At 77.1% G+C, this 12866-nt stretch carries 11 protein-coding genes; 8 read left to right on the top strand and 3 right to left on the bottom strand.

The window, feature by feature from the left end; genetic code table 11:
* The first annotated feature begins 16 nt into the window (after positions 1-16).
* From BLQ97_RS06260 to BLQ97_RS06295, 8 genes are all read left to right on the top strand, one after another.
* On the top strand, positions 17-544 hold the full coding sequence (locus BLQ97_RS06260; RefSeq protein WP_091364347.1) for a MarR family winged helix-turn-helix transcriptional regulator: 528 nt from the start codon (positions 17-19) through the stop codon (positions 542-544).
* Between the two features lie 114 nt (positions 545-658).
* On the top strand, positions 659-2170 hold the full coding sequence (locus tag BLQ97_RS06265; RefSeq protein WP_245691908.1) for an HAD-IIIA family hydrolase: 1512 nt from the start codon (positions 659-661) through the stop codon (positions 2168-2170).
* Positions 2167-3192, top strand: a complete 1026-nt coding sequence (locus BLQ97_RS06270; protein WP_091365716.1) for a glycosyltransferase family 9 protein — start codon at positions 2167-2169, stop codon at positions 3190-3192. Before BLQ97_RS06265 ends, BLQ97_RS06270 begins: the two co-directional genes overlap by 4 nt.
* Positions 3189-4169, top strand: a complete 981-nt coding sequence (locus BLQ97_RS06275; protein ID WP_091364348.1) for a glycosyltransferase — start codon at positions 3189-3191, stop codon at positions 4167-4169. The genes BLQ97_RS06270 and BLQ97_RS06275 overlap by 4 nt, the downstream gene beginning before the upstream one ends.
* Positions 4166-5410 (top strand): glycosyltransferase, encoded by a 1245-nt coding sequence (locus tag BLQ97_RS06280; RefSeq protein WP_175471623.1) that lies wholly within the window; start codon positions 4166-4168, stop codon positions 5408-5410. Before BLQ97_RS06275 ends, BLQ97_RS06280 begins: the two co-directional genes overlap by 4 nt.
* A gap of 20 nt (positions 5411-5430) precedes the next feature.
* Positions 5431-6126, top strand: coding sequence for a D-sedoheptulose-7-phosphate isomerase (locus BLQ97_RS06285; RefSeq protein ID WP_091364350.1), 696 nt, complete (start codon positions 5431-5433; stop codon positions 6124-6126).
* Positions 6123-7484 carry a D-glycero-beta-D-manno-heptose 1-phosphate adenylyltransferase gene (gene rfaE2, locus BLQ97_RS06290; RefSeq protein ID WP_091364353.1) on the top strand — a complete coding sequence of 454 codons (1362 nt, stop codon included), beginning with the start codon at positions 6123-6125 and terminating at the stop codon, positions 7482-7484. The genes BLQ97_RS06285 and rfaE2 overlap by 4 nt, the downstream gene beginning before the upstream one ends.
* Positions 7485-7524: 40 nt before the next feature.
* Entirely contained in the window at positions 7525-8451 is a 927-nt protein-coding gene (locus BLQ97_RS06295; protein WP_245691910.1) for a glycosyltransferase family 9 protein, read from the top strand.
* 66 nt (positions 8452-8517) lie between these two features.
* Here the strand turns inward: BLQ97_RS06295 and BLQ97_RS06300 are convergent, their stop codons facing one another.
* The 3 genes from BLQ97_RS06300 to BLQ97_RS06310 all read right to left on the bottom strand — a co-directional run bounded on the left by BLQ97_RS06300 (position 8518) and on the right by BLQ97_RS06310 (position 12832).
* Positions 8518-10152 carry a vWA domain-containing protein gene (locus BLQ97_RS06300; protein ID WP_091364358.1) on the bottom strand — a complete coding sequence of 545 codons (1635 nt, stop codon included), beginning with the start codon at positions 10150-10152 and terminating at the stop codon, positions 8518-8520.
* Between the two features lie 121 nt (positions 10153-10273).
* Positions 10274-11251: a UDP-glucuronic acid decarboxylase family protein gene (locus BLQ97_RS06305; protein ID WP_091364361.1), complete on the bottom strand. Its 978-nt coding sequence runs from the start codon at positions 11249-11251 to the stop codon at positions 10274-10276.
* Between the two features lie 240 nt (positions 11252-11491).
* On the bottom strand, positions 11492-12832 hold the full coding sequence (locus tag BLQ97_RS06310) for an ABC transporter substrate-binding protein (protein WP_245691911.1): 1341 nt from the start codon (positions 12830-12832) through the stop codon (positions 11492-11494).
* Positions 12833-12866: the final 34 nt, after the last annotated feature.

Below are 12866 nucleotides of genomic sequence, written 5' to 3' on the forward strand. Positions count from 1 at the left end.
CGGCGAGACTGGTCGGGTGGGCCCCGAGGACGTGCTGGCGAGCACCGCCCCGCCCGACGCCGTCCCCGCTCCCGAGGTGCCGGCCGACCCCGCGGCGCTCTCCGGCGTCGCGCCGCGGTCGGCCGAGACGTGGCTGCGCATCGTGCAGGTGCACGACCGGATCACCCACCGCGTCGACTCCGCGCTGCACCGCGAGCACGACCTGTCGCTCACCGGCTTCGAGGCGCTGCGCCGGATCGCCGAGGCGCCGGGGGAGCGGGCCACGATGGGCGAGGTCGCCGAGGCCCTGGGCCTGTCGCGGGCCGGGGTGACCAGCACCGTGGGCCGGCTGGTCGGGCAGGGGCTGGTCGTGCGCGAGCGGCGTCCCGGCGACCGGCGGCTGCTGCACGCCCGGCTCACCGACGCCGGCCGCGACCGCGTCCGCGCCGCCGCGGCCACCCACGACGAGCTCGTCGCGCACCTGCTCACCCTGCTCGGGAACGACGCGGCCGTCGTCACCGACGCCCTGGCCCGGGTCTCCGCGGCCACCCGCATCCGCCGCTGAGGACGGACCCCTCGCCCCCGCCCGCTCGCTCCGCTCCCGTGCGGGCCCCCGCGCGGGGGCCGTTCCCGTCAGTCACCCCGGGGAACTTCAAGCCCGTAGTGTTTGCGGGCCACCGTGTCCGGGCAGGGCGCGATCATGCTCGCGGAGTGCACCGTCGTCGTGCCGACCATCGGTCGGCCGTCGCTCGACGTGCTCCTCGACGCCCTCGCCGCCGCGCCGGGACCCCGACCGGCCGGGCTGGTGGTGGTCGACGACCGCCCCGACGGGCCGCCGTTGGCGGTCGACCGGCCGGGACTGCCGCCGGTGCGCGTGGTCCGCACCGGGGGCGGCGGGCCGGCGCGCGCCCGCAACCTCGGCTGGCGGGTCGCGCGCACCCCGTGGATCGCCTTCCTCGACGACGACGTCGTCCCCGACCCCGACTGGTACCGGCGGCTGGACGACGACCTGGCGGGCCTGCCCGCCGACGTCGCCGGCAGCCAGGGCCGGGTCCGGGTGCCGCTGCCGGCCGACCGCCGGCCCACCGACTGGGAGCGCGGCACCGCCGGGCTGGCCACCAGCTCGTGGATCACCGCCGACCTGGCCTACCGCCGCGCCGCGCTGTCCGCCGTCGGCGGGTTCGACGAGCGGTTCCCCCGCGCCTTCCGCGAGGACTCCGACCTCGCGCTCCGCGTCATGGACACCGGCGGCCGATTGGTGCGCGGGCAGCGCCGGATCACCCACCCGGTGCGGCCCACCGACCGCTGGGTCAGCGTGCGGGTGCAGGCCGGCAACGCCGACGACGTGCTCATGCGCCGGCTGCACGGCCCGGACTGGCGCCGGCGCGCCGACGCCGCGCTCGGCCGCCGCCCGCAGCACCTGGCCGTCACCGCCGCGGGCGCGGCCGCCCTCGGCCTGGCCGTGGCGGGCCGGCCCCGCGCGGCGCTCGCCGCCGCGGCGGCCTGGGCGGCCGGCACCGCGGAGTTCGCGTGGGCCCGGATCGCACCCGGCCCGCGCGACCGCGCGGAGGTGACCACGATGGCGCTGACCAGTGCCGCGATCCCCCCGCTGGCCACCTGGCACTGGCTGCGCGGCGTGCTGCGCCACCGCCGGGTGACGCCGTGGCGCGGGCTGCCCGAGCTGGTGCTCTTCGACCGCGACGGCACCCTGGTCCGCGACTACCCCTACAACGGCGACCCCGAGCTGGTGCGGCCGGTGCCCGGCGCGCGCGAGGCGGTGGACGCGCTGCGCGCCCGCGGCGTGCGCGTCGGGGTGGTGAGCAACCAGTCGGGCGTGGCCCGCGGGATCATCACCCGCGACCAGGTCGACGCCTGCATGGCCCGCCTCGAGGAGCTGCTCGGCCCCTTCGACACGGTCCAGGTCTGCCCGCACGGGCCCGACGACGGCTGCTCCTGCCGCAAGCCCGCCCCCGGCATGGTCAAGACGGCCTGCGCCGAGCTCGGCGTGGACCCGGCGCGCACCGTCGTCATCGGTGACATCGGGGCCGACGTCGAGGCCGCCGCGGCCGCCGGCGCCAGCGGCCTCCTGGTGCCGACGCCGGTGACGCGGAAGGAGGAGGTCGCCGCCGCCCCCCGCGTCGCGGCCACCCTGACCGCCGCGGTCGACGACGTCCTGGCGGGCCGGTGGTGACCCGGCGCCGGGGGACCGTCCTCGTCGCCCGGCTCGACAACGCCGGCGACGTCCTGCTGCAGGGGCCACTGGTGCGCGCGGTGGCCGCCTCCGCCGAGCGGGTCGTCTTCCTGGCCGGCCCCGCCGGTGCCGAGGCGGCCGCGCTGCTGCCCGGCGTCGACGAGGTGCTGACCTGGGCCTGCCCGTGGATCCTCGGCGACCCGCCGCCGGTCGACGCCGCCGACCTGGCCGCGCTGACCGACCGGGTGCGCGCGCTGGCGCCCGACGAGGCCGTCGTGAGCACCTCCTTCCACCAGTCGCCGCTGCCGCTGGCGCTGCTGCTGCGGGCGGCCGGCGTCCCGCGGATCAGCGCGACGAGCGTCGACTACCCGGGCTCGCTGCTCGACGTCCGGCACCGGGTGGACCAGGACGACGAGGTGGACCTGCCCGAACCCGAGCGCGCGCTGTCCCTGGCCCGTGCGGCCGGCTTCGACCTGCCCGACGGCGACGACGGCCGGCTCGCGGTCCGCCGCCCGCTGCCACCGGCCGGCGGTCTCGAGCCCGGGTACGTCGTGGTGCACCCCGGCGCGTCGGTCCCCGCGCGCGCCTGGCCCGCCGAGCGGTGCGCCGAGGCGGTCGAGGCGCTCGCCGACGCCGGCCACCGGGTGCTGGTCACCGGCGGGCCGGGGGAGCGGGCGCTGACCGCCGCGGTCGCCGGCACCCGGGGGGTCGACCTGGGCGGGACCACGACGCTGGCGCAGACGGCGGCACTGCTCGACGGCGCCGCGGCCGTCGTCGTCGGCAACACCGGCCCGGCGCACCTGGCCGCCGCGGTCGGGACCCCGGTCGTGTCGCTGTTCGCGCCCGTGGTGCCCGCCGCGCGGTGGGCACCGTACGGCGTGCCGACCGTGCTGCTCGGCGACCAGGACGCCCCCTGCCGGCTCACCCGGGCCCGCGAGTGCCCGGTGCCCGGCCACCCCTGCCTGACCTCGGTGACGGCGGACGACGTGGTCGCCGCGGTGGAGAAGCTGGTGAGTGCGTGAAGGTCCTGGTCTGGCACGTGCACGGCTCCTGGACGACGGCGTTCGTCCAGGGGGCGCACGAGTACCTGGTGCCGGTGGTCCCCGGCCGGGGCCCCGACGGGCTGGGCCGCGCGCGCACCTGGGACTGGCCGGCGTCGGTCCGCGAGGTCACACCGGAGCAGCTGCGCGAGGAGGACGTCGACGTCGTCGTCCTGCAGCGGGTGCGCGACCTCGAGCTGGTGCGCGCGTGGCTCGGCCGCGAGCCCGGCCGCGACCTGCCGGCGGTCTTCCTCGAGCACAACGCGCCCGGCCTGGAGGACGGCGCCGCGCCCGTCCCGTACACCCGGCACCCGCTGGCCGACCGCGACGACGTCCCGATCGCGCACGTCACCCACTTCAACCGGCTCTTCTACGACAACGGCCGCGCGCCCACGACCGTGGTCGAGCACGGCATCGTCGACCCCGGCGAGCGCTGGACCGGCGAGCTGGCCCGCGCCGCCGTCGTCACCAACGAGCCGGTGCGCCGCGGCCGGACGGTGGGGGCCGACCTGCTGCCGGGCCTGGCGGAGGTCGCCCCGGTCGACGTCTTCGGCATGGGCCTGGCCGGGCTGCACGAGCGCTACGGCCTCGACCCCGGCCGGGTCACGCTGGTCGACGACCCGCCGCAGGCCGCGATGCACACCGAGCTGGCCCGCCGCCGCGTCTACGTGCACCCGGTCCGGTGGACCTCGCTGGGGCTCTCCCTCCTCGAGGCGATGCACCTGGGCATGCCGGTGGTGGCGCTGGCGGCCACCGAGGTGGTGGAGGCGGTCCCCGCGGGCGCCGGGGTGGTGTCCACCCGTCCCGAGGTGCTCTGGGACGCCGTCCGCACCTACCTGCACGACGAGGACGCCGCCCGGCTGGCCGGCAAGGCGGCCCGCGCCGCCGCGCTGGAGCGCTACGGGCTCCCCCGGTTCCTCGCCGACTGGGACCGGCTGCTCGGAGAGGTGACGAGATGAGGACGCACCGGCGCACCGGCGCACCCCTGCGCGTCGACCTGGTCAGCGAGCACGCCTCGCCGCTGGCCGCGATCGGCGGCGTGGACGCCGGCGGGCAGAACGTGCACGTGGCGGCGCTCGCCGCGGGCCTGGCCGCGCGGGGCCACGAGGTCACCGTGCACACCCGCCGCGACGACCCCGGCCTGCCCGACGAGGTCCCCACCGACGACGGCTACGTGGTCAGCCACGTGACCGCCGGGCCGGCCGAGCCGCTGCCCAAGGACGACCTGCTGGCGCACGTGCCGGCGCTGGCCGCCGGGCTGCGCGCCCGCTGGGCCGTCACGCCGCCCGACGTCGTGCACGCGCACTTCTGGATGAGCGGGCTGGCCGCGGTCGAGGCGGCCGGCAGCCTGCTCACGCCGGTGCCGGTGCTGCAGACCTTCCACGCGCTCGGCTCGGTCAAGCGCCGCCACCAGGGCGCCGCCGACACCTCGCCGGCCGACCGCGTCGAGCTCGAGCGGAACCTGTGCCGGGCGGTCGACCACGTCGTCGCCACCTGCAGCGACGAGGTGTTCGAGCTGCGCCGCCTGGGCCTGTCCCGCGACCGCGTCTCGGTCGTGCCGTGCGGCGTGGACACCACCGTGTTCACCCCGCGCGGGCCGGTGGCGCCGCGCACCGCCCGGCCCCGGCTGCTGGTGCTCGGCCGGCTGGTGGAGCGCAAGGGCCAGGAGGACGCCGTCCGCGCGCTGGCCGCCGTCCCCGGCGCCGAGCTGGTCGTCGTGGGCGGTCCCCCGCCGGACGCCGTCGACGCCGATCCGGAGGTCCGCCGGCTGCGGGCGGTCGCCGCCTCGCTGGGCGTCGCCGACCGGGTCTGCTTCGCCGGGTCGGTGGCCCGCGCCGACGTGCCGGCGTGGGTGCGCTCGGCCGACGTCGTGCTGGCCGTGCCCTGGTACGAGCCGTTCGGCATCACGCCGCTGGAGGCGATGGCCTGCGGCCGCCCGGTGGTGGCCACCGCCGTCGGGGGGCTGCAGGACTCGGTGGCCGACGGCGTCACCGGCGACCTCGTGCCGCCCCGCGACCCCGGGCGGCTCGGCGCCGTGCTCGCCGCGCTGCTCGCCGACGACGAGCGGCGCGCCGCCTATGGCGCGGCCGGCGTCCGGCGCGCCCGCGACCGCTACCGGTGGGCCCGCGTGGCCGCCGACACCGAGGCCGTCTACCGGCAGGTCCTGTCCACCCGGCGTCCCGTCGAGGCCGTCCGATGAGCGTCCCCGGAGGTCGCCCGATGAGCCCTGCCCCCCTGTCCGAGGCTCCCCGCCACGCCCACGAGAGCACGGCCGGCGAGGTCGTCTCGCCCGACTCGTGCACGCACCTGACCGGCCGCGACCACGTCGCGTCGCTGACGCACGCCCTGCGCAGCCTGGACGCCTCGGTCGACACCCTCGACCGCTGGGGCGCGCTGCTGGCCGACGTGCTGTGCGGGGAGACGCGCGGGCGGCTGCTGGCCGCCGGCAACGGGGGGAGCGCCGCGCAGGCGCAGCACCTCACCGCCGAGCTCGTGGGCCGCTACCGCGCCGACCGGCCGCCGTTCTCGGCGATCTGCCTGACGGCGGAGACGTCCTCGCTCACCGCGATCGCCAACGACTACCCGGCCGACGAGCTGTTCGCGCGGCAGGTCGAGGCGCACGGCCGCGCGGGCGACGTCCTGGTGCTGCTGTCCACCTCCGGCCGCAGCCCCAACGCCGTCGCCGCGGCCCGGCGCGCGCGGGAGTGCGGCATCACCGTTCTGTCGGTCACCGGACCGGCGCCCAACCCGCTGGCCGCGGCCTCCGACGAGGCGGTGTGCATCGACTCCCCGTGGACGGCGACCGTGCAGGAGTGCCACCTGGTCGCCCTGCACCTGCTGTGCGCGGCCTTCGACGCGGCGGTGCTGGCCGAGCCCGCGCGGGTGCCGCAGACCCGCCTCGGGGTCGCCCGGTGAGGCCGCTGGTGGTCGTGGGGGACGCCCTCCTCGACGTCGACCTGGTCGGCACCTCGTCGCGGCTGACCCCCGACGCGCCGGTGCCGGTGGTCGAGGACCTCGAGATCCGCGAGCGTCCCGGCGGCGCGGCGCTGGCCGCCGTCGTCGCCGCGCAGGCCACGGACCGCGAGGTCGTGCTGGTGGCGCCGCTGGCCGACGACGAGGGGGCCGCGCGGCTGCGGGCGCTGCTGTCCGGGCGGGTGCGGCTGGTCGCCGTCCCGGCCACCGGCGGCACCGCGGTCAAGCAGCGGGTGCGCGTGGGCGACCACTCGGTGGTGCGCCTGGACAGCGGTGCGCCCGCCGTGACCCTGGGCGAGCTCCCGGCCGAGGCGGTCGAGGCCGTCCGCGGGGCCGCCGCGGTGCTCGTCGCCGACTACGGCCGCGGCACCACCGCCGACGCGGGCGTCCGCGCGCTGCTGGCCGAGGCCGGTGGCCCGGTGGTGTGGGACCCGCACCCGCGGGGCGCCGACCCGGTGCCCACCGTGCGGCTGGTGACGCCCAACGGCGCCGAGGCCGCGCGCGTGGCTCCCGGCCCCGCAGGCGACGGCCTGGCCGCCGTCGGCGCGCGGGCGGAGGCGCTCATCCGGCACTGGGGGGTGGGCGCGGTCGCCGTGACCCTCGGCGCCCGGGGCGCGCTGCTGTCCTACGGCGAGGGCGCGCCGATGGTGGTGCCCGCCGTGCCGGTGACCGGCGGCGACCCGTGCGGCGCCGGCGACTCGTTCGCCGCCGCGGCGGCGCTGGCCCTGGCCGACGGCGCGGTGACCGGCGAGGCGGTGGCCGCGGCGGTGGCGTTCGCCGGCCGGTTCGTCGCCGCGGGCGGTGCCACGGCGTGGGACGCCCCCGCCGTGCGCGAGCCGAACGTGGCCGCCGAGGACGGCGTGTCCGCGCTGCTGGCCCGGGTGCGCGGCGCCGGCGGCACGGTGGTGGCCACCGGGGGCTGCTTCGACCTGTTGCACGCCGGACACGTGGCCACGCTGCGCGCCGCCCGCGGGCTGGGGGACTGCCTGGTCGTGTGCGTCAACTCCGACGACTCGGTGCGCCGGCTCAAGGGCCCCTCGCGGCCGCTGGTGACCGCGGAGGACCGGGCGCGGGTGCTGGAGGCGCTGGAGTTCGTCGACGCCGTCGTGGTGTTCGACGAGGACACCCCGGCGCAGGTGCTCGACCGGCTGCGGCCCGACGTCTGGGCCAAGGGCGGCGACTACGCCGGCGCCGACCTGCCCGAGGCCGCGGTGCTGCGCCGGTGGGGCGGGCAGGCCGTCGTGCTGCCCTACCTGGACGGGCACTCGACCACGGCCCTGGTCGAGCGCTCGCGCACCTGAGGCCGTGCACCTCCGCGGAGGTGCACGGCCGGTCGCGGTCGTGCTGCGGCCGCTGGGGCTCGGTGACCTGCTCACCGGCGTCCCCGCGATCCGCGCGGTGCGGGCCGCGGTGCCGGACCACCGGCTGGTGCTGGCGACGACGGCCGCGCTCGCCCCGCTGGCCGGACTGGTCGACGCCGTCGACGAGGTGCTGCCCGCCCGCGAGCTCGAGCCGCTGGACTGGACCGGGCCGCCGCCGGAGCTCGCGGTGGACCTGCACGGCAGGGGACCGGCCTCGCACGTCGTCGTCGCCGACCTGCACCCGGCCCGGCTCCTGACCTTCGCCAGCCCCGGGTACCCCGGGCCGACCTGGTACCCCGACGAGCACGAGGTGCGGCGGTGGTGCCGGCTGGTGTCCGAGGGCCTGGACGTGGACGCCGACCCCGACGCGCTCGACCTCGCCGTCCCGGCCGTGCCCCCGCCGGTGACCGGCGCCGCCCTGGTCCACCCCGGCGCGGCCTTCCCCGGCCGGCGCTGGCCGCCCGGGCGGTTCGCCGCCGTCGCCCGGGAACTGGCCGGCGCCGGGCACGACGTGCGGGTCACCGGCGGGCCGGCCGAGCGCGACCTGGCGCTCGCGGTGGCCCGGGACGCCGGGCTGGGGGAGGAGGCGGTGCTCGCCGGCCGCACGACCACCCTCGAGCTGGCCGCCACGGTGGCCGCGGCTCGGGTCGTGATCAGCGGCGACACCGGCGTCGCCCACCTGGCCAGCGCCTACCGCCGGCCCTCGGTGGTGCTCTTCGGGCCGGTGTCCCCGGCGCTGTGGGGGCCGCCGCCGCGGCCGCAGCACGTGGTCCTCTGGCACGGTGACGGCACCGGCGACCCCTGGGGCACCGAGCTGGACCCGGCCCTCGCGCGGATCACCGTCGAGGAGGTCACCGCGGCCCTGGAGTCCCTCCTGGCGGGGGGCGGCGACGATCAGGTGACCTGATCGTCGAGTGTCCGACCCGACCGTGGGACGTCGGGTGGGACGCGCTGCGGTGAGGGAGGACGGCGGTCAGCGCTGGCGCAGGGCGTCGAAGAGGACGCCCTGGAAGTCGGTCGGGTCGACGGCGGAGTACGCGGCACCACCGGTGGCCTCCGCGATCTGCTCCAGCGCGCCGACGTCGGCGTCCGGGCCCAGCGCGACGCCGATCACCTTCACCGGCCGGTCGGGGTCGGCCTCGTCCCGGAGGGTCTGCAGCAGCGCCTCCAGCGAGGTGCCGTCGTCCTCGTCGGTGCCGTCGGTGACCATCAGCACGCTGTTCACCGCGGTCGGGTCGTAGTCCGCGCGGGCCGCGCGGACCGCGTCCAGCGTGGTGTCGTACAGGCCGGTGCCGCCGGGGCTGAGCCGGTCGGGGATGGTGTCGAGCTCGGCGTCGAGCAGGTCGCGCTGGCTGCTGCCGTCGACCTCCGACTCCAGGGCCCGGGTGGGCACCGCCTCGGTCCAGTCCCGGTCCTCCTCCAGGTCGCGGGCGAAGAACCACAGGCCGAGCGAGAAGGTGCCCGGCACCAGCGTGAGCGTGCTCTTGGCGGCGTCCCGGGCCAGCGTCGCCCGGGTGCCGTCGCCCGCGGGGGCCTCCATGGAGGTCGAGACGTCGAAGACCGTGAGGATGCGCGAGGGCGCGGCCAGCCGGGACAGCTCGGTGAGCAGCGCCTGCACCGACTCGGCGTCGACGTCCACGGTGCCGGGCGCCTCCTGCGGCACCGCGTCGCCGGCGTCGGTGGGCGCGGTGCCCTCGGCGTCGCGGAACCCGGCGGCCAGGACGGCGGTGCGCGCGGTCGCCGAGGTCAGCGTCCGGACGACGGCGTCGACGGCCGAGCGGTCGTCGTCCGCCACCGTCCCGACCCGCAGGACCGGGTAGTCCAGCCGCGGCGACCCCTCCGAGGGGTAGACCGGCACGAGCGCGGAGTCGGCCGCCTCCCGGGTGGTGGCGACGACCTCCTGCTCGCTCACCGGCACCAGCGGTGCGTCGGCCGCGTCCGAGCCCGCCGCCGCCAGCGCGTCGGCCGGGCTGGCGGCCGGACCGCGGCGGGCGGCCAGCACGGCCTGCACGACGGCGTTGTCGGCGGACTCGTCGCCGCCGAGGGAGGTGCGCAGCGCGGCGAGCGCGGCGAGCCCCTCGGCGCTCTCGGCGAGGTCGGGCACCGCCACCGGGCGGTCGCCGCTGAGCGCCTCGGCCCACGACGGCGGCTCCGCGCCCCAGCCGAGCTCGTCGACGGCCGCCCGGCTGGTGCCCAGGACGACCGGCGAGGTGGCCATCGAGCCCGACGCGTCGAGGGTGACGTCGGCCGCCCGCACGGTCCACAGCGAGCTGTCGGGCACCCACACCTGCGGCAGCGCGGCGTCGTCGAGGGCCTGCAGGTCGCCGACGGTCTGCAGCGGCTCCTGCGCGCTCACCTCGGCGCCGGCGCAGTTGCCGTCCCCGAGGTCCCGGGGCTCCGCGAGCAGGTCCTGCGCGACCGGGGCGAGCTCGGGGGCGACGGTGACCCGGACGGTGCGCGTCTCGTCGCAGCCGCCGCCGGACCCGGCCAGCCACCACACCAGCCCACCGGCGACCAGCGCGACGACGACCAGCGCGACGACGAGGGCGACGGGCGCGGGGCGGGCCGGCAGGCGGCGCGCGGAGGTGGTGTCGGCGTGGCGGCCCATGAGCGCTCTTTCGTGAGTGTCCGGTCATCAGGCGTACCCACGACGCCGGGCTCCAGCGTAGATGTGAACCGGGTCCCGGTGCTGCGGGGGAGGGCCGCCCCGCGGCCCGCGGGCGGGTGCGTCAGCCGGCCCGCAGGGCCGCCGTCCGGCGCTGCTCGGCGAACCAGGCGACCGTGCGGCGCAGGCCGTCCTCGGAGGGCACCGTCGGCCGCCAGTCGAGCAGCTGCTCGGCGCGGGTGGTGTCGGGGCGGCGCACCTTCGGGTCGTCGACCGGCAGGTCGACGAACGAGATCGGCGACGACGACCCGGTCAGCTCCACGATCCACTGCGCCAGCCGCAGCATGGACAGCTCGTCGGGGTTGCCGATGTTCACCGGCCCGGGCTGGTCGGAGAACGCGAGCGCGAGGATGCCGCGCACCGTGTCGTCGACGTAGCAGATGGAGCGCGTCTGCGAGCCGTCACCGGCCACGGTCAGCGGCCGGCCGGACAGCGCCTGCCCGACGAACGCGGGGATGGCCCGGCCGTCGTCGGGGCGCATCCGCGGGCCGTAGGTGTTGAAGATCCGCACGATGCCGGTGTCGGTGCCCTTCGACGTCCGGTAGGCCGTCGTCATGGCCTCGCTGAACCGCTTGGCCTCGTCGTAGACCCCGCGCGGTCCCACCGGGTTGACGTTGCCCCAGTACTCCTCCCGCTGCGGGTGCTCCAGCGGGTCGCCGTAGACCTCCGACGTCGACGCCAGCACGTAGCGGGCGCCCTTCTCGTGGGCCAGGCCGAGCGTGTGCAGCGTGCCCAGGCTGCCGACCTTCAGCGTCTCGATCGGCATCTTCAGGTAGTCCAGCGGGCTGGCCGGCGAGGCGAAGTGCAGCACCAGGTCGACGTCGCCGGGCACGTGCACGAAGTCAGTGACGTCGCAGCGCACCAGCCGGAACCCGGGGTGCTCCATCAGGTGGACGACGTTCTCCGGCGACCCGGTGAGGAAGTTGTCCAGGCAGACGACCTCGACACCGCGGTCGAGCAGGTGCTCGCACAGGTGCGAGCCGAGGAAGCCGGCGCCGCCGGTCACCACCGCCCGCCGGATCGTCCGTGCCGCGCGCACCATCGCTGCTCCCGCCCTCCGTGCCGTCGTCCCGGGCTGCCTACCCGGAGATCAACTCCCGACACTTCGGGAGCTGAGTGTTCCGCCGGACGGCCCGCCCCGCGACACGGCGACGGGCCGCCGGCCTCCCGGAGGAGACCGACGGCCCGGAAAGGACCCCGTCCTCCTCACCCCTCGCAGGCTCGGGGTGAGCCTCTGGACGGGGCCACCCGCATGCGAGGGGTGAGGAGCAGCGGACCTCTGCTAGTTGACCGGCTCCTCGTCCGGGATGCCGCTCTCCGGCGGGGTGGTGGCCTCGCCGTCGTACTCCTCGATCTCGGCGTCGCCGTTGTCGGTGACCAGCACCGGCGTCAGGTCCTCCGAGCCCTGGCCCACGATCCGGCTGACCAGCATGCCGCTGTAGCCGGCGTGCTTGTCCTCGGAGTAGCGGAACGGCGCGAAGCCCGGGCCCTCCCAGTCCGCACCGGCCTGCTCGACGGCGGCGACCAGGTCGTCCCGCGTCGGGTTCTGGCCGGCCGACTGCAGCGCCTGGATCATGGTGTAGGCCATCGACATGCCGTAGGCCCGGTAGTTGGTGAGCTCACCCTCCTGGCCGGACTCGTCCCAGACCCGCTGGTAGAGCTGGATCCACGGGTCGTCCGGGGTGTCGACGGTGGGGATGTACTCGGTGGTGAGCACGCCGTCGAGCAGGCTGGCGTCGCTGACCGCGCCCTCGGAGAAGCGGGCCAGCAGCGAGCCGACCAGCGCCGGGTCCGAGCCGACGTTCGAGTAGAACCACTGCGGCTGGTAGCCCAGCTGCAGCGCGGTCAGCTGCGACAGCGCGGTGTAGCTCGGCACGTTGAAGCCCAGGACGAGGTCGGCACCGGCGGCCTGCAGCGCGGAGATCTGCGGGCGGACGTCGGTGTTGCCGGGGACGTAGGTCTCCTCGGCGACGATCTGGTCCTCGAGGAACTGCTTGGCACCGGCCGCGCCGTCCTCGCCGAAGTCGTCGCCCTGGAGGAACAGGCCGACCTTGGCGTCGGGGAAGTTCTCGGCCACGTACTGACCGATAATCTTGCCCTCGATCTCGTAGTCGGGCTGCCAGCCGAAGGTGTAGGGCTTCTCCTCCGGGTCGTCCCACAGCCGCGAGCCCGACGACACGAACAGGTCGGGCACGCCCTCGCTGTTGAGGAAGTCGGTGACCGCGTTGTGGGTCGGGGTGCCCAGGCCGCCCATGATCGCGAACACCTCGTCCTCGAGGACGAGCTGGTTGACGACCTGGCTGGTGTTGGTCGGGTTGTAGGCGTCGTCGCGGTAGATCCACTCGATCTCGCGCCCGTTGACCCCGCCGTTGGCGTTGACGTAGTCGAAGTACGCCTGGACGCCGGTCGGGATCTCGCTGTAGCCGGGCGCCGCGACGCCGGTCAGCGGGTAGTGGGCACCGATGCGGATGGTGTCCTCGGTGATGCCGACGTCCGAGGCCTCGTTCTCCTCGTCGCCGCCGCCGCCACCGCCACCACCACCGCCGCCGCCGCAGGCGGCCAGGGTGGAGGCGACGGTCGCCGCGGCCACGAAGCTGACGAGGCGTCGTGAGGATCGTGTCAAGGGTTCTCCTCTGTGCGGACCCGGGCGCCTGTGC

The organism is Geodermatophilus telluris, assembly GCF_900102745.1.
Taxonomy (GTDB): Bacteria; Actinomycetota; Actinomycetes; order Mycobacteriales; family Geodermatophilaceae; genus Geodermatophilus; species Geodermatophilus telluris.